General features: G+C 62.0%; 22 protein-coding genes and 1 pseudogene. 3 read left to right on the top strand and 20 right to left on the bottom strand.

The annotated features are described in order from the left end of the window. Nucleotide 1: 1 nt before the first annotated feature. From AC06G5_RS11090 to AC06G5_RS11030, 13 genes and pseudogenes are all read right to left on the bottom strand, one after another. On the bottom strand, nt 2-475 hold the full coding sequence (locus AC06G5_RS11090) for a type II secretion system protein (RefSeq protein ID WP_413428301.1): 474 nt from the start codon (nt 473-475) through the stop codon (nt 2-4). A gap of 2 nt (nt 476-477) precedes the next feature. After that, nucleotides 478-2304 carry a secretin N-terminal domain-containing protein gene (locus tag AC06G5_RS11085; RefSeq protein WP_413428302.1) on the bottom strand — a complete coding sequence of 609 codons (1827 nt, stop codon included), beginning with the start codon at nt 2302-2304 and terminating at the stop codon, nt 478-480. Continuing rightward, the gene (locus tag AC06G5_RS11080; RefSeq protein WP_413428303.1) at nt 2301-2825 is read right to left on the bottom strand and encodes a hypothetical protein; all 525 of its coding nucleotides are present in this window, start codon (nt 2823-2825) and stop codon (nt 2301-2303) included. Before AC06G5_RS11080 ends, AC06G5_RS11085 begins: the two co-directional genes overlap by 4 nt. Continuing rightward, entirely contained in the window at nt 2825-3373 is a 549-nt protein-coding gene (locus AC06G5_RS11075) for a GspMb/PilO family protein (protein ID WP_413428304.1), read from the bottom strand. The genes AC06G5_RS11080 and AC06G5_RS11075 overlap by 1 nt, the downstream gene beginning before the upstream one ends. After that, nucleotides 3360-3905, bottom strand: coding sequence for a PilN domain-containing protein (locus tag AC06G5_RS11070; protein ID WP_413705174.1), 546 nt, complete (start codon nt 3903-3905; stop codon nt 3360-3362). The genes AC06G5_RS11075 and AC06G5_RS11070 overlap by 14 nt, the downstream gene beginning before the upstream one ends. A gap of 1 nt (nt 3906) precedes the next feature. Next, nucleotides 3907-4710 carry a hypothetical protein gene (locus AC06G5_RS11065; RefSeq protein WP_413428306.1) on the bottom strand — a complete coding sequence of 268 codons (804 nt, stop codon included), beginning with the start codon at nt 4708-4710 and terminating at the stop codon, nt 3907-3909. Continuing rightward, nucleotides 4691-6397 carry a GspE/PulE family protein gene (locus AC06G5_RS11060; RefSeq protein WP_413428307.1) on the bottom strand — a complete coding sequence of 569 codons (1707 nt, stop codon included), beginning with the start codon at nt 6395-6397 and terminating at the stop codon, nt 4691-4693. Before AC06G5_RS11060 ends, AC06G5_RS11065 begins: the two co-directional genes overlap by 20 nt. Before the next feature lie 84 nt (nt 6398-6481). Continuing rightward, nucleotides 6482-7015: a response regulator gene (locus AC06G5_RS11055; RefSeq protein WP_413428308.1), complete on the bottom strand. Its 534-nt coding sequence runs from the start codon at nt 7013-7015 to the stop codon at nt 6482-6484. A 223-nt stretch (nt 7016-7238) separates the two neighbouring features. Then, nucleotides 7239-8192 (bottom strand): peptidylprolyl isomerase, encoded by a 954-nt coding sequence (locus AC06G5_RS11050; RefSeq protein WP_413428309.1) that lies wholly within the window; start codon nt 8190-8192, stop codon nt 7239-7241. 13 nt (nt 8193-8205) lie between these two features. Next, nucleotides 8206-9756: a cytochrome c/ABC transporter substrate-binding protein gene (locus AC06G5_RS11045; RefSeq protein WP_480459462.1), complete on the bottom strand. Its 1551-nt coding sequence runs from the start codon at nt 9754-9756 to the stop codon at nt 8206-8208. A gap of 36 nt (nt 9757-9792) precedes the next feature. Continuing rightward, nucleotides 9793-10065, bottom strand: a pseudogene (locus AC06G5_RS11040) (SCO family protein); the annotation flags it as partial. Between the two features lie 11 nt (nt 10066-10076). Next, the gene (locus AC06G5_RS11035) at nt 10077-10730 is read right to left on the bottom strand and encodes an SCO family protein (protein ID WP_480459878.1); all 654 of its coding nucleotides are present in this window, start codon (nt 10728-10730) and stop codon (nt 10077-10079) included. A gap of 462 nt (nt 10731-11192) precedes the next feature. Beyond that, on the bottom strand, nt 11193-11801 hold the full coding sequence (locus AC06G5_RS11030; RefSeq protein WP_057397278.1) for a lytic transglycosylase domain-containing protein: 609 nt from the start codon (nt 11799-11801) through the stop codon (nt 11193-11195). A 195-nt stretch (nt 11802-11996) separates the two neighbouring features. Between AC06G5_RS11030 and gspG the strand changes: the two genes are divergently transcribed. From gspG to AC06G5_RS11015, 3 genes are all read left to right on the top strand, one after another. Further along, nucleotides 11997-12431: a type II secretion system major pseudopilin GspG gene (gene gspG, locus AC06G5_RS11025; protein ID WP_085718840.1), complete on the top strand. Its 435-nt coding sequence runs from the start codon at nt 11997-11999 to the stop codon at nt 12429-12431. A 14-nt stretch (nt 12432-12445) separates the two neighbouring features. Next, entirely contained in the window at nt 12446-13633 is a 1188-nt protein-coding gene (locus tag AC06G5_RS11020; protein ID WP_413428311.1) for a type II secretion system F family protein, read from the top strand. A 154-nt stretch (nt 13634-13787) separates the two neighbouring features. Continuing rightward, nucleotides 13788-14390: a hypothetical protein gene (locus tag AC06G5_RS11015; RefSeq protein WP_480459460.1), complete on the top strand. Its 603-nt coding sequence runs from the start codon at nt 13788-13790 to the stop codon at nt 14388-14390. Between the two features lie 164 nt (nt 14391-14554). On the opposite strand, the gene AC06G5_RS11010 is transcribed toward AC06G5_RS11015, so the two are convergent. The 7 genes from AC06G5_RS11010 to AC06G5_RS10980 form a co-directional block, all read right to left on the bottom strand. Continuing rightward, nucleotides 14555-15451, bottom strand: coding sequence for a LysR family transcriptional regulator (locus AC06G5_RS11010; protein WP_413428850.1), 897 nt, complete (start codon nt 15449-15451; stop codon nt 14555-14557). A 307-nt stretch (nt 15452-15758) separates the two neighbouring features. Beyond that, nucleotides 15759-16385, bottom strand: a complete 627-nt coding sequence (gene ycaC, locus AC06G5_RS11005) for an isochorismate family cysteine hydrolase YcaC (RefSeq protein WP_007991021.1) — start codon at nt 16383-16385, stop codon at nt 15759-15761. A gap of 64 nt (nt 16386-16449) precedes the next feature. Next, nucleotides 16450-18288, bottom strand: a complete 1839-nt coding sequence (locus AC06G5_RS11000) for an amidohydrolase (protein WP_480459458.1) — start codon at nt 18286-18288, stop codon at nt 16450-16452. Then, nucleotides 18288-18896: an antibiotic biosynthesis monooxygenase gene (locus tag AC06G5_RS10995; protein WP_413705178.1), complete on the bottom strand. Its 609-nt coding sequence runs from the start codon at nt 18894-18896 to the stop codon at nt 18288-18290. Before AC06G5_RS10995 ends, AC06G5_RS11000 begins: the two co-directional genes overlap by 1 nt. Further along, nucleotides 18889-19305 (bottom strand): DoxX family protein, encoded by a 417-nt coding sequence (locus tag AC06G5_RS10990; protein WP_413428847.1) that lies wholly within the window; start codon nt 19303-19305, stop codon nt 18889-18891. Before AC06G5_RS10990 ends, AC06G5_RS10995 begins: the two co-directional genes overlap by 8 nt. A 998-nt stretch (nt 19306-20303) precedes the next feature. After that, nucleotides 20304-21224, bottom strand: coding sequence for a LysR family transcriptional regulator (locus tag AC06G5_RS10985; RefSeq protein ID WP_413428589.1), 921 nt, complete (start codon nt 21222-21224; stop codon nt 20304-20306). Between the two features lie 47 nt (nt 21225-21271). After that, complete coding sequence (locus AC06G5_RS10980; RefSeq protein ID WP_413428588.1) at nt 21272-22261, bottom strand: MBL fold metallo-hydrolase; 990 nt, start codon at nt 22259-22261, stop codon at nt 21272-21274. Nucleotides 22262-22379: the final 118 nt, after the last annotated feature.

Here is a 22379-nt window from a genome sequence, read left to right as displayed (position 1 = left end):
CTCACCACTCTCGGTAGGCGATGCCGTTGAGACCCTTGCCCCGGGCCTTGGAGTAAACGTCAAAGACGTCCTGGCCCTCCCGCGGGTTCTCAGCGGAACTGTCATAGGAACGCAGGCCCCAGCCACCATTGTCGTCACGCTTGATGGTGGCCAACGGGTCACGGGGGATGCGCCGCAGGAAATAGAACTTGGCACCCTTGGCGCTACGCACGTCACGCACACCGTCGACCAGCACTTTCAGGTTCGGCGGGTAGCCATTGCTGTCGAGCGACTTCTCGATGTAGCCGGCGTCGAAGGCACGTTTGTAGGCGTCGATGCCGTCGCGGATCTGGTACAGCGCGGTCCGCAGTTCCTGTTCTTTGCCCCGGCGCACCACGGTCTCGGTCAGCGGTGCGGCCATGCTGGCCAGCAGGCCCACCAGGGCCAGCGTCACCACGACTTCGATCAGGCTGAAACCGCGTTGCGAGGCGTTCATGATCAAGGCTTCCCGACAGTAACCGTGGTGGCGATCGGTGTGCTCATGGGGTTCGTCTGAACCGTCGTGCTCATCGAGCGGTCCGGTGCCTGGATGTGCATGCTGGTTTCGGTACCGGTCGGGAATTCCATATCCGACGGGCTCTGGTACGGCAGGTTGCGCACGATCCGCGGGGTGATCGACAGCACCAGCTCGGACTTGCTGACGTCATCCTTGTTGCTGCCGAACAGGCGACCCAGGCCGGGAATGTCACCCAGGCCGGGAATCTTGTTGCCGGTGGCGCCATGGTCGTTGCGCACCAGACCGGCGAGGATCTGGGTTTCGCCGTCATGCAGACGCAAGGTGGTCTGGGCGTTGCGGGTATCGACCTGGACCGGAATGGTGCCCTGGCGGGTCGGTTCCAGCGGCGTGGCGTTACTGACTTCCAGCGCGACCTTGATCGCCACTTCGTTGTTCAGGTGCACGATCGGTTGCACTTCGAGCTTGAGACCGACGTCGAGGTAGGTCACGCTTTCGGTGATCACCGGGCCCTGGGTCGAAGGCACCGACGTGGCGCTGATGATCGGCACACGCTGACCGATGTGGATGCGCGCCTGTTCACGGTTACTCACCCGAATCACCGGGCTGGCCAGGGTGTTGATGTCCTTGTCCTGGGCATTGATCTTGGCCTGCGGCGCTGGCGAGATGGAAATCCGGCTGGAGTCGATGCCCTTGAGTTGGTCAAGAATGGACACTGGCGAGCCGTCGCTGTTGATCACACCGAAGGTGTTGGGCCATTGCAGGCCAAGGTCGAGAATGCGCTGACGGGCGACTTCCATCACTTCCACTTCCAGCACCACTTCCGGGTTGGACTGGTCCTGGGACTGCAGGAGTTTTTCCGCCATGCGCACCGCGTCACCGGTATCGCGCATGGTCAGAGTGTTGAGGCGCTCGTCAACGAACACGTCGCGGGTCTTGAGCATGGTTTTGATCATGTTCAGCGCCGTGTTGGCATCGATGCTGGTCAGGTAGAAGGTGCGCATCACCAGCTCCTGATAATCCTTGAGCTTCTGCGGCGAGTCCGGGTAGATCAGCAGGGTGTTTTCATTCACCACTTTCTGATGCAGCTGATTCTGTTGCAGCAGCAGCTCCACGGCGTCTTCGATACGTACGTCGCGTACGAAGATCGTGGCTTTCATGTCCGGGCGCAGATCCTTGTCGAAGATGAAGTTCAGGCCGGCGACCTGGGACAGCACTTCGAAAATGGTCTTGAGGTTGGCATCGCGAAATTCCAGGGTCACCGGCCGGTCCAGGCGCGTACGCAACTGCGGGTACTGCACCACATTGCGGCTCTGCACCAGGCGGATGCTGTCTTGCAGCTCCAGGGCACCTTGGTTATTCGGGTCCAGTTCGAGAATCTGTTTGACCTGGCGGTCGGCTCCGTAGATGTCACCGCGACGCAGGTCGCCACGGGCCAGTTCGAGTTTCTCATCCATGCTGCGCAGGTAGTCGAGCTGGTGCAGGGAATCCTGGGCACGACGGTTGTGCGGTTCGATGGTCAATACCCGGCTGTAAGTCATGCGGGCCCCGGCGAAATTACGCTGGGCCCGGTCCATGTCAGCCTGGGTCAGCAGCGCCGTCACGGCGCGGGCCCGACCGCTGTTGAGGGCCATGTGCAGATCGGTATCGCGAGGGTTTTCACGCAATCCCTGTTCGATGCGGGCCAGACCGGCTTCGTACTGACCCGACTCCATCAGGGCCGAAGCTTCGTCCCTGGCAACCTGCGCCGAACTGCACGCGGCCAACCCTGCGCACAGGCAGAGGCTCATCAGCAAACGGGATTTGTTCATTCCGTACTCCCCACAGGCAAGGTCTGCGCTAAACGCAGAGGCAGGTAGACCAGGCTCAGCTCCTCATCGGAAATCCGCTCGATCCGCCAGGTGTCGTCGATTACATCCCCTTTGCGCACGACGTATATTTTTTCGCCGTTCTGCAAGAACACCTGCAGATCGGAACGGTCATCCAGCCTGCCGACAAACTGGAAGGGCAACGGCGGTGCAGTGGGGGTTTGCACCACCGGATTAACGATTTCCGATTGTTCAGTGACGGTGCCGGTGCCGGGGGCCGCTGCCGCTTTCCAGCTGCGGGCGGCGAACAGGTCGCCGGCCGGGCTCAGATCCTTGATCGGCGTCACCGCAGCGGCAGTCGATGCCGCCGCCGATGCGCCAGGGGTCTTGTCTCTGGTTGGCGTGGCTACGGTGGCCACCGCGGGCTCGCTGTCGTCAGCCTGTTTGAAGTATTCGGGGAACCAGGCGAGCGCTGCCGCTACACCGAAGAACACCACCCAACCCACCACTCGTTTGGTATTCATCATGACCTCGACAGGTAAAGGGTCATGCGGATTCGCCCGGTCAGGTCGGTTTCGGCGATGTTCTTGCGCTGGAACTCCACATCCTCCAGTACCACCGCCGGCAACTGGCCAAGCAAGGCGTGCAGGAAACGCCGCAGTTGCGGATAGCTGCCCCGTACCGGCAGCAGGATCTGATAACGGGCCAGGTGCGTCTTGGGGTCCACGCCCAGGGAGTATTCACCCCGGGACAAGGTGATGCGCTCCTGGGCGGCCAGGGCATAGATCCTGTCGATGACCACCGTGGCCTGAGGCTGGGACGGTAACTTGCTGCGGAAGTCGTCGAGCTGGCGCTGCGGCACAACCGGTGCAGCCACGGTGCCGTCTTCGACCTTGGCCAGGTACTCGGTGGCTTCGCGGGTCTGCTGGTTGAGGTTTTGCAGCGACTCCCAGTCCGGCAGCAACCCGACCAGGCCATAGCTCAGCGCCAGCACCAGCATGCCCAGCCCTGCCAGCCCCGGAACGCCCAGGCCTTGCAGGTATTCGTGGACGATCAATTTATGGATTTGCATCGCCGATCTCCCAGGTAGCCGACAGGTTGAACTGCACCGGGTGTTCCGGCACGTTGGCGACAATTTCGTGGTCCAGCAGCGACACGTCGGACAGCTCGCCGCTGGCTTCGAGGCGGCGGTGGAAATCGAGCATGGCGTCCAGGTCCAGCGCCTCGGCGCTGATCCGCACCTGGCCCTTGCGGGCATCGGGGGTCAGGCTCAGCAGGGCAATGTTGTCCCGCGGCATGGCTTCGAGGGTGGCGAACAAGCGTTCCCAGGGGCGGCGCAGCTGCTGCGAGACCTTGCGCATTTCAGCCAGGTTCTGTGCCTGCTCGCGGATTTGCGCCGGGGTCAGGCTGACCTTGCTGCCGTTATCGCCAGTGAGCACCCGCTGTGTGGTTTGCAGGTGGCCTTGCTGTTGTTCGGCCTCGTTGCTCAGGTGCTGCTGCACCAGCAGGCAAGTCAGTGTCAGCACCACGCCACCGGCCAGCAGGCTCCAGCCCAGAGGACCGCAACGGCGACGCGGCTGAAAGTCGAGCATCAGGGGGCGCATGTCAGGCCACCGCCCGAGACATGACGTACAGGCAATCGCGTACGGCTGTCCGGTCCTCTTCGAGGGTGCGCAGATGCGCACCGGGCACGTCAGGGGGCGAATCGATGCGCGCCGGTGCATGCAGGTAGACATTCAACGGCCGATCGCTGGTGGATGCCTGCAACTGGTTTTCACGGCCGATCAGTGCGCTCAGCGCGGCATCGCTGTCGCTGCTGCCCACCGAGCGCACCGAGGTCCAGCGCCCCTCCCGGGCCAGCAGCAAAACGCTGCGTACCGGTTCGGCGACCACGAACAGGAAGTCTCCGGCATCAAGGCTTTTATCGAAATGGTTGAACGCCGCCATCAGGTACGGCTGCACCGAACGCAAGCGCAGGCCGCGAGCGCTGACCACGGCGCGCAGGCGTTCGAGCAAGTCCTGTGGCAGCGCGGTGGCGATACGGTCGTAACCGGCGGGTTCGGGCGACAGCACCATGCTCCAGGGTTGCGCCGGGGCACCGTAGAGGTCTTCGAAACACAGTTGGGCGAAGCCGAGCAATTCGGCCGGGCTGCTGATCTGCTCGCTCCAGGGCACCAGGCAATAGCGGCTGAAGTGTCCGGAGATCACCACGGTCAGTTCTGCCCTGGCAACGGCATGTTCGGCCAGCAAACGGTCGAGGGTGTCGAGGGCCACCGTCCAGGCCTGGAAACCTTCGTCGATGTAGCCGACGCTGCCCAGCCAGTGGGTTGCACTGCCCTGCCGTTGCCCCAGGCCGACACCGCTGGCGCCGAGCACGGCGACAAATTGCTCACGAGATAAAAGTGACACGATTGATCTCCTCGAGAGTGGTCCGGCCTTGTTCCACCAGTTCCAGCGCCGACTCGCGCAACAGACGCAAGCCATGTTTGCAGGCATGGGCCTTGATTCTGGAAATGGGTTGGCGCTCGACGATCATTTGCCGCAGCTCGTCGTCCAGGTGCAGCAGCTCGGCAATCGCGCTACGCCCGCGATAACCGGTGCCGCGGCAATGCCCGCAGCCCTTGCCGTGGACGAACTGGAAGTGAGCGACCTTTTGCGGATCGAGCCCCGAGACCTCCAGCTCTTCGACTGTCGGGCTGTACGGGGCGCTGCAACTGGTACAGACCAGGCGGATCAAACGCTGGGCCAGCACGGCATTGAGCGCCGAGACCAGGCTGTAGGGGTCGATTTCCATCTGGGTGAAACGGCTGATCACGTCGAACACGTTGTTGGCGTGAATGGTGGTGAACACCAGGTGACCGGTGAGCGCCGATTGCACGGCGATCTGTGCGGTGTCCGGGTCGCGGATTTCACCGACCATGATCTTGTCCGGGTCATGCCGCAGGATCGAGCGCAGGCCCCGGGCGAACGTCAGGCCTTTTTTCTCGTTGACCGGGATTTGCAGCACGCCCGGCAGTTGATATTCCACCGGGTCTTCAATGGTGATGATCTTGTCCACGCCATGGTTGATCTCGGTGATCATCGCGTACAGGGTGGTGGTCTTGCCGCTACCGGTAGGCCCGGTCACCAGCACCATGCCGTAGGGTTCGGCGGCCAGCCGGCGCAGCTGGCGCAGGGTTTCGTCTTCAAAGCCCAGGGCCTGCAGTTGCACGCCACAGACCTTGTCGGCGAGGTCTTGTTTGTCGAGTACCCGCAGTACCGCGTCTTCGCCGAAGATGCTCGGCATGATCGACACCCGGAAGTCGATCTGCCGGCCGCTGATACCGACTTTGAAACGACCATCCTGGGGCACACGCTTTTCGCCGATGTCCAGTTCGGCCATGACCTTGACCCGGGAAATCACCTGCTCGGCGAACTCGCTGCCCTGGATCTTGCTGATGTTGTTGAGCACGCCGTCGATCCGGTACTTGATCACCAGGCCGCTGCCGGTGGTGCCGAGGTGGATGTCGCTGGCGTGCATTTTCAGCGCGTCGTACAGGGTCGAGTTGACCAGTTTGACCACCACGCTGGAGTCTTCGCTGATGCTGGTCAGGGACAGGCTTTGCACGGTGTCGATTTCGGTTCCGGCCTCGGCCTGGGCGTTGAGCGACTCCACCGCATGGAAACTTTCTTCGTGCCGCGCCAGGTAGGCCTTCAGGTCGTCGGCATGCACCAGGTACAGCGGCGCGCCGTGCAGGCATTCATCGATCCAGGCCAGGCGCGCACTGTCGAAAGGGTCGGCGAACACACCGATGACCGCATCGTCATGGCGCAGCAGGATGAATTCGCGCTTGAGGCATTGGGCCAGGGTCACCCGGTCGAACACCGGGGTGGAGTTGAACAGGCTGTCGGTGTCGAGCACCGGATAGTGCAGGGTTACACCCAGGCACTGGATGAAAGGCATGGGAGCCAGTCCACTCAACTCCCCGAGGGTGTCCAGCATCCGCTCGCCGGAACTGGTGGCCTGGGCCCGGGCCTGGGCCAGTTGTTCACTGGTAAATCGAGTCGGTACACATTCCTGTTGCGCCGGTTCTACAACAAGGGATAGACGGTCCATGGCATGCTCTCCAACGCCCGGGGCTTTGAGCCCTGTCGGCGCGACGAGCAATTTCGGCGGGGGCCGGAACGGCGTGTCGCGCCACTACTCCCCGGTGAGCAATTGTTCGTCGTCCGGTGCCATGGAGGCCGATGTATTTTTTCGGCGATCTGCAAGCACCCAACTACCGTCGTACAACTGCAGCGGGAAACTTTCGGTCCTGCTCTGGCGTCGTTCGACGAATCCTTCGCAAGTGCTCACACCCGGTCTGGGTTCGCGCTTCCTGCCCAGAAGATCAAGTACTGCACGGGCCAGTTCCGCCAGGGGAAACGGTTTGAACAGGATATGGCTGACTCCCAGTTGCCGGGCCCGCTCGCAAACTTCCGCGGTTGGATGCCCAGTGATCAGCACAAAATGACAATTCCTGTTCTGGCGGACGGCATCGAGCACCTGAAAGCCTTCCATATCGGGCAAGCGGTAATCGAACACCATCACATCGGGTGCGAAATCGTCAGCTTCGGCGATTCCTTGTGCACCGTCGTGAGCAATCCGGACTTCCAGTGCTTGCGCCTGCAGGTAACCCTGGAGGTTTTCCGCCAGCAACTGTTCGTCATCAACAACCAGTACTTTGTTCAACAAGGTCGACTCCTTGAAACCGCAGGTCCGGGATTGAACCTGGCCGAGTGCGCGCCTTGACAGGACTTACGCACACTTCATGCCAGGCTGAGCGCCGGTAATGTCAGGTCTTCATGTCCTTGAATTTAAAAACAATGCCCTCTCGTACAGGCATTCGATCCCCCCAAACACGGGGGAAGCGATCGGATCGTCGCTGACGTTTTTCCCCCACTTTTGGGGAACCCCCCTATTCATCGTCAATCCGCTCGATTCGATTGCGCGAGCGCAATTGCGCCAGTGCCTGCAAGCGCGCTTGAACCTGTTGTTGCCGGGCGAGGTAAGCCCGAACCATTTCAAGCCCTTGCTCCTGCGGGACATTGGTCGCCTCCATGTGGTTTTCCAGATAAATCAAATGCCAGCCCACCGACGTACGCACAGGTTCGCTGACAGCCCCCGGTGCCAGGGCAAACGCGACAGCCTCGAACTCCGGCAGCATCCGTCCACGGGGAAAGTAGCCCAAGTCGCCACCTTCGCTGGCCGACGCGTCTTCGGACCCGCTGCGGGCAAGGCTGGCGAAATCGGCCCCGGCAACGATGGACGCCCGCATTCCCATCAAGCGTAGCCGCGCGGCTTCGACAGTGGAAGGGTCTGCGCCGGGCCCTACCTTGACCAGGATATGCCGGGCCTGCACTGCTTCGGGCCGGTTCATCTCGGCACGGTGCTCTTCGTAGAACGCCCGGACCTGTTTTTCGTCTGGCTCACCGGCCTGGGTGAGGTCATTGAACACTTGCCGGGCCGCCAGTTCACGGCGGGTGTATTCGGTGTAACCGGCTTCGTCAAAACCGGCATCTTCAAGACGCCTGGCAAACACCTCGGCACCGCCCATGGCCTGGCGGGTCTGATCGATCCGGTCCTTGACCACGGCATCACTGATCACCACGCCGCGCTTGATGGCTTCCTGCCACAACAATTCGCGGTCGATCAAGGCATCCAGCGCGGCCTTGCGCAGTTGCCGGTAGGCTTTGGGATTGTCAATGCTGCCTTCCACCCGGCCCTGGTCTTCCAGGTATTCGGCGAAATAGCGCTCCAGGCGTAACCGGGAAATTTCCTCGCCATTGACCCGCGCCGCGGCCGGGCCATTGCTGCACCACGCCACGGGCCCCCACAGCGTCAACAGGACCAGCAAAGTGTTGAGTTTCATGATCGGCCTCCCGTCAGGGCGTGGCAGCAATGGGCTTATAGGGGGCGACCAGATAAAAACGCTGGTCCGGCAGATCCACCGTGACGATATGGGCACCGCTCAAGCCCAGGCGTCGGCCAGGACCAAAGCTGATCAGTGGCGTCAGCCCGGTATCGAAGTCATGCAGGCCTTCCAGGGCACTGACCAGCTTGCCGCGGCTGGCATCCCGCCCGGCCTGCTTCATGCCTTCGCTGAGCAGCATCATCGAACTGAACGCCCCCACTTGCAGCACCGCGTGCTGGCCACCGAGGCCCTGGTGTTCGCGCAATTGGGTCAGGGCCAGGCGCCCGGCCAGGGTCCAGTCGCTGGGCACGAACGGATAGGCCAGGAACACCCGCCGGGAAAATCCACTGGGCACCTGCGTCAGATTGCCCGCCACCTGGTTCGAGGTGGCGAACAGGTAAGGCACCTGCCCCGCCGTTTGCAAGCGCTCGGCCAGTCGACTGAAACCGCTGCTGCTGCCCAGGTAAAACACCGAGCGCGACCCCAGGGGCAAATCATCCCCGGTCGGGTCATAGGCTTGCAGGCGCACCTTCTGCCAGGCGTGCCCCTGCAAGTACCGGCCAAGTTCCTGCGCCGCCAGCCGTTGACCGGATTCGTCCGGATAGGCGATCAGCGTCGGCCCCTGAAGCACCCGCAGGCTGGCACCGGCGTATTCGGCCAGGGCGATCAATTGCTCGCGAAGCCCCGGCAGCGGTTCGAATATCTGCGGGCTGGTGTGGGGCGTGCCCTGCAAGGACAGCGGCCCGATCAGGGGAATGCCGGCCTCTTCCAGACGCGCGGCAAGGTCCATGTCCAATGCTGGCGCCAGCGGGGCAATCAGGGCAAACACCTGCTCCTCATCGATCAACCGGTCCAACGCCTTTTCGGCACTGACGCGGTCGGTGCCGGGATCGAGGATGGTCAGGCGCAACTGCCGGCCATGAATTCCGCCCGCCTCGTTGATACGCGCCACGCAGCCGTTGAGCACCGCCGCCACCGTGGCCCCCTCCTCGCTCAATGGCCCGGCACCCGGCAACAAAGTGCCCAGGTGCAGAGTGTCGGGGCTCAGGCCCGGATCGCGGTCTTCGGCCAGACGCTTGAGGTACGCCGTGAGGTTGCGTTGATCGTTCGTCGACAACACGAACCGTGGCATTGTCGGATCGAGCCGGTTGTTGCCGGGGTCGCGCCCCTCCTGTACCGCCCGCGCCAGGGTGCTGTCGCTGTAGGCCGGATAACTGCGGCCGTTGACCTGCTGCTGGCCGGGAGTGCTGGCCAGCCGCGACCAGCTCAAGTCCGATGGTCGCACCCTGCCTTCCGGGCGACCGAGGCCGTCGTCGCCATGACAACTGGCGCACGGCAGTTGGGTGGCCGGTAGCACCATGTTGGATACGCCAACCCGGGCCATGATCGGCTCGCCACTGGCCGACACACCTTCGCGGTACAACCGCTTGCCGGCAATTTCGCTGAGGCTCAGCGGCAGCGCCTGGGCGCTGAACGTAAGGCTCCCGAGGAGCAGCAGGCCAAGGACGAGGGCAGCATTCATGGCCATGGCTCAGCGACCGGCCACAGGCATTGTCAACAACACAAGGTCCATTCGCGCCTTGTCGCCGGTAAGAAAAAACCAGTGGGGCCCATCGATGCCCTCTTTCAAGGTGTAAGCCTTGAGTACCGCCGGGGTGTCCCGCAGCGGATCACTGGTAAGGGAGATAACGGAGATGCCGTTGGCCTTGTCGCCCAACGCTTGAGGTACGTCCTTGAGCTTGCGGGCAATCAGCGGGCAAGCATCGTTGCAACGGGTGAAAATCACATTGCGCAGCACCACCTGGTCCTGCAACGGCGCGTCGGCAAACCAGTCGATGGCTCTCATGGCTGCTGCTCCAAGGCGATGGCCGTGTGCTTGGCGTGGGTGTTGCGTTCACCACTGAGCTTTTCGACGGCCCGGGCCAGCTCCGTCGGGTCGGTGAGTCCGTAGTAACGGGTCCAGAAACGGTTGTTGCCGTCCCCCACCAGAATCTGCGGCGAGTGATTCTTGAAGTCACCGCTGTAGGCGAGCCCCTTGAGGGTGGCATCGACCGACTGCGGCGAACCGGTCAGCCAGCTCCAGCCCGGCCCAGCCTGGAACGTGCGGGCGTAGTCGCTCAGGCGCTGGGGATCATCACGCTGCGGGTCGATGCTGATCGACACCAGTTGCACCTCGGTGCCGACCCGCGCACCCAACTGCTTCTGCACCTTGCCCATGATCGAGGACACCATCGGGCAGACCGTGGTGCAACTGGTGTAGATGAAGCCCATGACCACGATCTTGTGCCTCACCAGGTCTTTTTCCAGACTGACGACCTTGCCGTCCTGGTCCAGCAGGTCCACGTCGGCAAACTTGATCCGGGTGGTCTCCGGACTGGCCTTCCCGGCGGCCATGTCGTGCCCGTCATGTTCATCCGACGAGTGAGCCAGCGCCTGGCCGATACCGATGGCCAACAGACAGAACGTCAGCAGGCCGCAATGTGCGAATCGGTTCATGTCAGCTTCCTCTTGGTGGGTATCGCCGGGTATGACCCGAACGCTGGCAATGGTCTTGTCGTCGAAACTCGAACCGAGGGACGCCACCGGCACGTGCAGGTACCAGGCACCGTTCTGGTCGAGGGTCACCGGGGCTTCATGAATACCGTCGCTTGCGCTCGCAACGTGCAATTGCGCAGGCAATCCCGATGCCGGGCATCGATGTCACCAACAACGGCAAATCAATCAGGGACGGGGCGCGAGATATGCCGATCATAGTCTCGGGCCTCGTTGCGGATCATCCGGGGTGAGCTTCTCGATAAATCGTCCAGAGCAATCTGCATGCCACAAAAAATTACGTTATTAATCATCTAGTTATGATAATGACTTGATAAACCGGGGGGGATATTCCCCACCCAACCCCCACTTTCTCGCTGGGGCCACTATTCCCCACTATTGGGGAAAATCGCCCCGGGGTTTCGATCACAGCGGCGCATCCGCGGACAACCCCTGCAAAAGCCGATACTGGTTCAGCACGCTGGGCACATAACGCTGGGTTTCGGCGAACGGCGGGACCACGTTGCCCCGGCTGAGCACCGCTTGCGGACCGGCGTTGTAGGCCGCCACGGCGAGGCGGATATCGTTGTCGAACATCGTCATCAGGCGCTTGAGATAACGGGCGCCACCCTGGATGTTGGCCTTGGGGTCGTAGACGTTGGTCACGCCCATTTCGCGGGCGGTGTCGGGCATCAATTGCATCAGCCCGCGAGCGCCCCTGGGTGAGGTTGCGCGGGCGTTGTATCTGGATTCGGTCTTGATCACTGCGTGCAGCAGCGCCGCCGGGAGTTCGTTGGCCGTGGCCGCCGCCGACACCAGCTCGGCATAGGGTTGCGCGGCGATCATCTGCGGTTGCTGGTCGAGGCTGACGACCGCCGCATCAGGTTCATGGATCACCCGTTCATAGTGGCGTCCGGGGCGGTGGACATTGGACAGGACGTAGCTGCCATTGGCGTCCACGGAAACAAACACATCGGCCTGTGCGGCGCCGGTCAACACAAGCAGACCCAGCAACCCGGTGGTGAGTGATTTCATTGTTATACCTCCCCTTTCCGGCCCCGAAAAATGGGGGTATTGCCCCAATGGCCAGTCGTGCAACAGCCATACGCAAGCACTGTGCCGTAAGTGAGAAGGCCCGTAGTACGGGGGGTGCAGAAGGATCACCAAACGTGAGCATGGCAATTGCATGCGTATACATGACAACTGTGCCGCCGACTGTGTGAGGTCATCATGAATCAGCGACTGTGTTATGCCCGGCGGACCCAAAGCGGGTTCACCCTGCTCGAACTGTTGGTGGTGCTGGTGGTGCTGGGGTTGTTGGCTGGCATCGTGGCGCCGAAGTATTTCGCCCAACTGGGTCGTTCCGAAGTGAAAGTGGCCAAGGCGCAAATAGAAGGCTTGAGCAAAGCCCTGGACCTTTATCGCCTGGAGGTCGGCCATTACCCGTCGACCGAACAGGGTTTGCAGGCGCTGGTCACTGCCCCCGCCGACGAACCGCGCTGGACCGGCCCATACCTGCAGAAAAAACTCCCGCTAGACCCCTGGGGCCACAACTACACCTATCGCTACCCCGGTGAAAACAGCGAGTACGACCTGCTGTCCATGGGCAAGGACGGACAACCCGGCGGTGAAGGCGAGAACGCCGAAGTCACCAACTGGAACTGACGGGAATGGCGACCATGCGCTTTCATCTAAAGGCCGTCGGCAAGGCAGGTGTCGTGTCGATGACCGTCGAGGCACCGGGGCACAGCGAAGCCAGGCGCATCGCCGAAGACCAGGGCCTGCGCGTCGTCAGCCTGCACGCCGAGCGACATTGGCGCGCGTTGCGCCTGCACCGGCGCGAGACGTTCAACCTGGTGTTGTTCAGCCAGGAACTGACCACATTGCTCAACGCCGGCCTACCTTTGATCGATGCGCTGGAAAGCCTGGCGGAAAAAGAAACCGCGCCACAGGCCCGTAAAACCTTGAGCGAGCTGGTGCGTTTGCTTTACGAGGGCAAATCGTTTTCCCAGGCTTTGAGTCAGCTGTCGGCCGTTTTCCCTGCGCTGTACGTTGCGCTGGTGCAGTCCAGTGAAAAGACCGGTGCCGTGGGCGATGCCCTGGGCCGGTATGTCAGCTATCGCCAACGCATGGACGAGGTTCGCCAGAAGATCGTAAGCGCGTCGATCTACCCCATGCTGTTGCTAGTGGTGGGCGGTGGCGTGGTGTTGTTTCTGATGGGTTATGTCGTACCGCGCTTCAGTCTGGTATTCGAGGGGCTGGGGTCGAACCTGCCATGGATGTCGCAGATCCTGATGAGCAGCGGCATGTTCCTTCACTCCCACCAGGGCGAATTCTTCGGCGGCCTGCTGGCCATCATCGTCGCCCTCGTCCTGCTCCAGCGCCAACCGGCCTTTCGTCGGGGGCTGGACCGCCTGATCGAAAAGCTCCCGGCGGTGCACCAGCGCATCTTCATGTATGAGCTGGCGCGCTTCTACCGTTCGCTGGGGATTCTGCTGCAAGGCGGCATTCCTCTGGTCACCGCCATGGGCATGGTCCGTGGCTTGCTCACCGTCGCCTCCCGCGCGCGCCTGGACCAGGCGTGCGAGCGGGTACGCGAGGGGCAGTCACTCTCTACCGCGCTGGAACTCAACCACCTGGTGACCCCCGTGTCGCTGCGCCTGCTGCGCGCTGGCGAACAGTCCGGCAATCTCGGGCAGATGATGGAGCGCAGCGCCGACTTCTACGACGAAGAAATCAGCCGCTGGATCGAGTGGTTCGTGCGGCTGTTCGAACCCTTGCTCATGACCTTCATCGGCCTGTTGATCGGGGTGATCGTGATCCTGATGTACATCCCGATTTTCGAGCTGGCCTCGAGCATCCACTGACCTTATGCAACAGGGTCGCGCTGCCCGTTGCATTTTTTCAACCGCCAATTGAATAAATCAGTCCAGCGAGGTGTTTAACAAGTTCCCATGGGAAGAAAGCAGCACGTAGCAATGTTCATCAACGTTCCAATCTGAACAAGAGACGGAGAACGACATGCACATCAATAAGCTTTTACTCGCAGTAGCTATTGGCGCGGTTCTGTCGGCGTCTACCGTACTGATTCCGGACCACCTGTCCGGGGTATCCAGTGCTCAGGCCAAGGAAGGGGGTAGTGGCGGTGGTGGTGGCGGCAGTGGTGGTGGAGGCGGCGGTGGAGGCGGCGGTGGAGGCAGCGGCGGTGGCGGCGGCGGTGGCGGCGGAAGTGGCGGTGGTGGCAGTGGTGGCGGCAGCGGCCACGGTGGCGACCATGGCAGCAACAGCGGCCATGGCAGTGCCAACAGCGGTTCGGGTCACTCCGGATCGGCCTCGTCCTCAGGACGCAGCGGCACCCATGATGAACCCGGGGATGACCGCGGCGTGCATCGCGCTGGTGAAGTCGGCGACGATCGTGGCGTTCATGCCAACGGCGAAGTCGGCGATGACCGAGGCGTTCATGCCAACGGCGAAGTCGGCGATGACCGAGGCGTTCATGCCAACGGCGAAGTCGGCGATGACCGAGGTGTCCATGCCCAGCCAGGGGATGACCGTGGCGTCCATGCCCAGCCAGGGGATAAACGGGGGGTCCATGTCGAGCCCGGCGATGACAAAAGGACCTGATTCCAACTGATCCCCATACACACAAAACCCTGTGGGAGCGGTGGTGCGGCGATCCGACTTGCTCGCGAATGCGGTGGGTCATCGAACATTGATGTCGACTGACACACCGCATTCGCGAGCAAGCCCGCTCCCACAGGTTCGCTTGAGTCAGGCACTCCGCGTTTTTACACCCCACCCTCAACCCGATCCAGGCGCTCGCGCAAGAACTCAACCAGCGCCTGCACCGGCCGCGAACTCTGCCGGTGTTGCGGATACACCGCAGACAACGTCAGCGCCTCCGGCCGGAAATCCCCCAGCACTTGCACCAGCCGTCCATCCTTCAGTGCCGAACCGACAATGAACGTCGGCAAATACGTGATCCCCAGCCCGGCGATGGCCGCATCCTTGAGTACTTCGCCATTGTTGACCCGCATCCGCCCGCTGACGTTGACCGTCAGCGGCTTGCCCTGCCCGGCAAAACGCCATTGCACCTGTCGACCATGGCCGTACGGCAGACAGTCATGACCGTGCAAATCCTCAGGTTTGAGCGGAGTACCGCGTTCGGCCAGGTACGCCGGGCTGGCGCAATACACCCGCTGGATCGACGCGATCCGCCGGGCAATCAACGTCGAGTCCTCGAGCGTACCGATGCGCAACGCCAGGTCGTAACCCTCACCCAGCAAATCCACAGGCCGATCGCTCAAATCCATCTCCACCGTCACGTCGCGATAGCGCTGCAAAAACACCGGCAGCAGGCACCCCAGATGTGCCAGTGCGAACGACAGCGGCGCACTCACACGAATGGTTCCCCGTGGCTCGGTGGTCTGGCCGGCAATGCCCTGTTCCACTTGTTCGACTTCGCTGAGCAGGCGCAAGGCTGACTCGTAATAGCTTTGCCCCAGCGGCGTGACATCCAGCCGCCGGGTCGAACGATTGAGCAATCGCACGCCCAGGCGCTCTTCAAGTTGCATCAAGCGGCGGCTGACAAACTGCTTGGACAGGCCCAATTGATCGGCGGCCGAAGTGAAGCTGCCGGAGTCCATCACCTGGCAAAAAATGCGCATATCTTCGAAGGGGTTCATTGTCACTTCCCGGTTGACAGTCAAGCATTTTATAGCTGTTTTTCCCTTCCAGACACACTATTAATCTGTGTTCAAGGCGCGGTGTGGCGACGGGCTTTTCTGTGGTGGCCGGCTGTAGCAGGATGTCATCGGCGCACTCGGTGGCGGTCAGGAAAGGTGGTTTTCCGGGGTGGTTGCTGAGTCGCTGAGCGACTGTGAACACAAAACCCGGTGGGAGCGGGCTTGCTCGCGAAAGCGGTGTGTCAGGCAACATTGCTGTGACTGACACTCCCTCTTCGCGAGCAAGCCCGCTCCCACAGGTCAGGTCTTACTTGGCGGTAAATTTCATGTAGCTGTTGATCAGGTTGCGGTAGTTCGGCAGGCGTTCCGACAGCAGGTTGGCCAGGCCTTCCATGTCGTTGCGCCAGTCGCCTTGCAGCTCGCAGGCCACAGCGAACCAGTTCAGCAGGTGAGCACCGGCAGCCGACATCCGCGCCCAGGCCGCTTGTTGCACGGTGGTGTTGAAGGTGCCGGAAGCGTCGGTCACCACAAACACCTCAAAGCCTTCGGCAATGGCCGACAGGGTCGGGAACGCCACGCACACGTCGGTCACCACACCCGCGATGATCAGTTGCTTGCGGCCGGTAGCCTTGATCGCCTTGACGAAATCTTCGTTGTCCCAGGCATTGATCTGGCCCGGGCGTGCAATGAACGGCGCGTCCGGGAACTGCGCCTTGAGCTCCGGCACGATCGGGCCGTTCGGGCCGCTGTCGAAGCTGGTGGTGAGGATGGTTGGCAGCTTGAAGAACTTGGCGATGTCGCCCAGCGCCAGCACGTTGTTCTTGAACTCGTTGGGCGAGAAATCCTGTACCAGCGAGATCAGACCGGTCTGGTGGTCGACCAGCAGCACAACGGCATCGTCTTTGTTCAGGCGTTTGTAAGGAACGTTGCTCATTTGAAACTCCTCGGAGGGTGGTGAGGTGAAGCGTCGACCACGATGGCCGACGCTTTGTTGAGACTCAGAACGCGAAGCAGGAACAGCCGAAGGCGCCCCAGAAACCGGCGAAGTCACTCACCGGCACGTTCGACATACGGGCCTTCTCATGGCTGTGGGTATGCACGGCGCACGGGCCGCTGCACTGGTGAACCTGCGCCTGCAGCGGCGCGTTCGGCCGCCAGTGCCCCGGAACCTTCGCCACCGGCGACCAGTCCGGCAGCACCGGCAGGCTGACAGGCCCGAGTTTTTCGAAGTCGCCGGCACCGTAGACAATCTTGCCGCCGACCACGGTCAGTACCGACTCGATCCACTTGATCGCTTCTTCCTCGACGCTGAAGAAGTCCGCGCTCAGTGCGGCCAGGTCCGCCAGTTGCCCGACCTTGATCTGGCCTTTGTTGCCCTGTTCCGACGAAAACCAGGCGCTGCCGTGGGTAAACAGCTCCAGTGCCGTGGTGCGCGGCAACCCTTCCTCGTACAGCGCCAGACCGCCGACGGTACGGCCGCTGACCATCCAGTACAGCGATGTCCATGGGTTGTAGCTGGAGACTCGGGTGGCGTCGGTACCCGCACCGACCGGCACGCCTTCGGCGAGCATGCGCTTGATCGGCGGCGTGGCTTCGGCGGCCTGCTTGCCGTAGCGGTCGACAAAATATTCACCCTGGAACGCCATGCGATCCTGAATCGCAATGCCGCCCCCCAGCGCCCTCACCCGCTCGATGTTCTGCGGGGTGATGGTTTCGGCATGGTCGAAAAACCACGGCAAGCCGTTGAACGGAATGTCGCGGTTGACCTTCTCGAACACGTCGAGCATGCGGCTGATGGATTCGTTGTAAGTCGCATGCAGACGGAACGGCCAGCGTTGCTCGACCAGGTGGCGCACCACCGGCTCCAGTTCGGCTTCCATGGTCTGCGACAAGTCCGGGCGCGGTTCGAGGAAGTCTTCGAAATCCGCCGCCGAAAACACCAGCATTTCCCCGGCGCCGTTGTGCCGCAGGAAATCGTCGCCCTGGTGCAGCTTCACGCTGCCGGTCCAGTTCTTGAAGTCGGTCAACTCTTGCTTCGGTTTCTGGGTGAACAGGTTGTAGGCGATACGGACGGTCAGTTGCTCGTCCTTGGCCAGTTGCTCGATGACCTGGTAATCGTCCGGGTAGTTCTGGAAACCGCCGCCGGCATCGATGGCGCTGGTCAGGCCCAGGCGATTGAGTTCGCGCATGAACTGACGGGTCGAGTTGACCTGATACTCCAGCGGCAGCTTCGGCCCCTTGGCCAGCGTCGAGTAGAGAATCATTGCGTTCGGCCGCGCCACCAGCATGCCGGTCGGGTTGCCGTTGGCATCACGCACGATCTCGCCGCCTGGTGGGTTGGGTGTGTCACGGGTGTAACCGGCGACACGCAGCGCGGCGCGGTTGAGCAAGGCGCGGTCGTACAGGTGCAGAACGAACACCGGCGTGTCCGGTGCCGCCTGGTTGAGTTCTTCGAGAGTCGGCATGCGCTTCTCGGCGAACTGGAATTCGTTCCAGCCACCGACCACCCGCACCCACTGCGGCGTCGGCGTGCGATCGGCCTGCTCCTTGAGCATGCGCATGGCATCGGCCAGGGACGGCACACCTTCCCAGCGCAGTTCGAGGTTGTAGTTCAAGCCGCCACGGATCAGGTGCAGGTGCGAGTCGTTGAGCCCGGGGATCACACAACGACCCTTGAGGTCGATCACCTGTGTGTTCGCGCCACGCAGGGCCATGGCTTGTGCATCGTTGCCGACCGCGACGAAGCGCCCGTCGCTGATCGCAACGGCGCTGGCGAGCGGTTTTTCGCGGTCAACGGTATGGAATTGACCATTGAACAGAATCAGATCGGCGTTCATCACGGTTCCTCGTGTAAAGCGGCGGGAGACAGCCAGGGCGCGAACAGGCGCGTCGCCATGGGCATGAACAGGTAGACCACAGAAACCACGATGGTCAGGGTGATCAGGAACGTGGCGACCACGTAATTGGACAGAAAGATGTTGAGTTTGAGCAGCGGCCCCCAGAGCAGCGGCACCAGCAAGGTGTGCGGCAGGATCACCAGCAGCGTCACCACCGCCTGCTTCCAGCGCGGCGGTGGCGTACCGGCTTCGGCCTGGGGCGAGAACCAGAACTCGTTGACCGGATTGACCTCGGTCTGGTCGCCATCGGCCAGCATCTGCGCAGCTTCGTCGACCAGCGCCTGGCGCTGTGGTGAATCGAGCCAGTTCTGCATCGCCTCGGTCGAGCAAAAGCGCAGCACGCAAGTGTAGGTGTCGAGGCCGGCGTTCTTGCCGCGCACCACATCCACGCCCAGGTGCCCGTCGCTCTGCGCGGCCACCTTGACAATGTTGCGCAGCCAGGCTGCATAAGGCACTTCGAAACCGGCCTTGACCCGGTGTTTGACGATCAGCGTCACCACCTCATCAGGCCCCGGACTTGCCGGCTCACGGCGATTGGATTCAGACATAACGCAAGGCTCCGGCGAAACGGACATTGAGTGCCAGGCGTCCCGGCCCGGCGATGAAAATGCTGGTGAACACAATCAACAACAGCCAGCCGAACTGGCCTTCGAAGAGTGTCCACTGCGGATGCACGATCAACATCGACACCCACAGCAGAAACAGAATAGGCAAACACGCCAGACGCACCAGCAACCCGACGACGATCAGCAGCGGGCATACGACCTCGGCGAAAATCGCCAACACCAGCGTCAGGTTCGCGCCCAGATGGAAAGGGTCTTCGATGTTTTGCAACTCGGCACTGTAGTGAAGCAGCTTGGGCAAACCATGTACCCACAACAGGAACAACCCGCCGCTGACCCGCAGGAACAGCAGCCCCCAGTCTTGCGCCCGATCATCACGTCGCGAAGCGTCCATGGCCTACCCGCACAAATGAATAACCACCGGCGACCAGCCGCCGGCACAGGGTTAAATAGTGCCGGGGCAGGAGGGGGAAAAATTGAATGTACGTGCTCTGTTTGCAATGTGGGCCGAGAACTGCCCAGCGATGCAGATCCCTGTGGGAGCGAGCCTGCTCGCGATGGTGGATTGTTGGGTGGTGTGGATTTTTGAGGGTGTACATATCCATTGCTGCGGTAACGGCCACTTAGGGTTCCGCCCTTACGGCGGGTCACTTTGAAAAGCGCAAAGTAACCAAACGCTCTTGCCCCTGACGTTCGGTGCCTCGCCAAGGCTCGGCATTCCCTCGCTCCGGTCCTGCTCCGTGGGCCCGCCGCGATCGGCCATCCCTGGCCGTACGCGGCTAACCCGGCATCCATGCCGGGTTGCCCACTGCGCAGAACCTGCGCTCGGCCTCTCGAGGGGGCAAGCAGATCAAAAGCCAAAGCAAAAGCAAAAGCAAAAGCGAGGCGGCCTGACCACAACCGAACGCCCTTCCCCTGTAGGAGCGAGCTTGCTCGCGAAAAACGCCAGGACACCGCGGGCATTCAGGCAGCCCACGTCATCGTTGCCGACCATCGCGAGCAAGCTCGCTCCTACAGAAGAGCAGAGCAGAGCAAAAGCAGGTCGGCATACCCCCACGCTTTTCACCATTCAACAGGCCGAGCGTTAGCTCGCCTGCCGCTCTTGATCTTGATCCACCCGCCCCCTCGGCAGGCTGAGCGGAGGTGTTCATCCGGGGAATGGCGCGCAGCGCCGTTCGACGCAGTCGAACTCATTGCATGCAGGTCGCGCGCAGCCGACCGGAGGGCAATGCCCCCGGATGAATACCGGAGCGAAGGAACCCCGAGCCTAAGCGAGGGGCCGTACGTAAGGGGCGAGACTTTTTGGTTCCTTTTGTGTCGTTTGACAAAAGGAACTCGCCGTAAGGGCGAAACCCTAAGCCGCCGTCACCCAAAAAACGGATATGTACACAATCAGGAGGGAATATCCAAAGAAGCAGACATGAACTGACTGATCCGCGCCCGCAACCACCGCTCAGCCGGATCATTGTCATGCACCCCGCTCCAGGCCATCGACAACTGCGCCGCCTCAATCTCGAACGGCGGATCCTCAGCCCGCAACCCACACCCCTCCACCAACGCACAGGCCGCATAATCGGGCACCGTGGCAATCATCTCGGTACCCGCGAGCAACGCCCGCAACCCACTGAACTGCGGCACCCCCAGCACCACACGACGACTACGCCCGACCTTCGCCAGATCCAGATCGATATTGCCGCTCAAGTCCCCCGAGAACGACACCATCGCATGGGGCCGCTCACAGTACTCGTCCAGGGTCAGGGTCCCTGGGCGGGTGTCGCCACGCAGCACTTTGCAGGGGATATCGCGCAGCTTCTTGCGCTTGGCATTGGCCGGCAGATCCGTGGTGTAGCTCACGCCCACCGAAATTTCCCCCGACGCCAGCAGCGCCGGCATCAACAGGTAATTGGCCCGCCGCACGACCACGACGATGCCCGGTGCTTCCTCTTGCAACTGGCGCAACAACGGTGGAAACAAGCCGAATTCGGCATCGTCCGACAGCCCGATGCGAAACACATCGCAACTGGTCGCCGGATCGAACTCCCTGGCCCGGCTGACCGCGCCGGAAATGGTGTCCATCGCCGGCTGCAACTCCTTGAGGATCGCCAACGCGCGCGCCGTCGGTTCCATGCCGCGACCGTTGCGCAGCAGCAACGGGTCGTCAAACAGATCGCGCAAACGCCCCAGCGCGGCGCTCACCGCCGGCTGCCCCATGAACAGTTTTTCCGCGACGCGGGTCAGGTTCTTTTCGAACATCAGGGCTTCGAAAATCACCAGCAGGTTCATGTCGACGCGACGCAGATCGTTACGGTTCATAAGTACGGGTTCCTTGTGTGTTCGGCCAGGCATGAGTGCGCTGGACTTTACTCGATCAACGGCACGTTCGCCGCGCGTTTGTACGGTCCGTACTCCACCGGCACCCACTCGAAATGCTTGCCTTGTGCGCTGATATGACCGATGCCGGGGAACGGCAGATGCGCCGCCGTCACCCAGGTCTTGCTGGCGGCCGCGGCACTGAACACCTGGTTGCGACTGTTGATCGCTTGCTGGCTGTTGACGTCGAAACCGATCGATACCTCAGGGTGCAGGAACTGCACGGCGAGGTTGTGCACCAGGTCCCCTATGAACAGGATGCTTTGCCCTTGGGAAGTGAAACGGTACGTGGTGCTGCCCGGCGTGTGCCCGGCTTCCAGTTGCGCCTCGACCACACCCGGCAGTGGTGACTGACCGGGGGTGAAGGTCTTGAAACGACCGGCGGTAACGTAAGGGGCCGTGGAATCCTGAGCGATCTTGAAGTAGCCCTTGGCCGCTTCCGGCGCCTTGGTCAATGCTTGCGGATCGAGCCAGTAGTCAGCTTCGGCCTTGGCCGCATACACCGTGGCGTTGGCGAACACCGGTTGTTGCTGGCCGTCCACCAGACCGCAGACGTGATCCAGGTGCAGGTGAGTGATCAGGATGGCGTCCACCTGCTCAGGTTTGTAGCCGGCCGCTTGCAGGTTGGCCGGGAGCTGGCCGGCGGTAGGACCGATGCACTGCCCTGCCCCGGTATCAATCAGTACAAGCTGTTTACCGGTGTTGACCAGAAACGCGTTGAAGGCGGTCTGCACACCCGGGGTTTCAATCGAACGACGGGCCAGCAGAGCGCGGATCTGGCTCTGGCTCATGCCTTGCAACAGCTTCGGCGACAGGTCGTTGTAGCCGTCGAACAACGCCGTCACTTCGTAATTCCCCAGCGCCAGCCGGAAGTACCCGGGTACTTGCGTACCCACCTGCGCGGGCGCCTGGGCCAGCGCGCTGGTGGATATCAGAACCAGGCCAATGGCCCCCAGCGTTCCCTGCCATGTCCGTTTCATCTGCTCACCTTTTCAAGCCAGCCAGCGGTCCGAGATGGCCCGCTCCATGCTGCGCATCTTGTGCCCATCGCCGTTGCTCACACTTGCAGCGATGTGCTGTGTTCATACCTTCGGGGGA

Source organism: Pseudomonas sp. WT-JTC (assembly GCF_056711565.1).
Note: the sequence above shows the minus strand (reverse complement) of the source record. Positions and strands in the feature narration are given on the sequence as shown.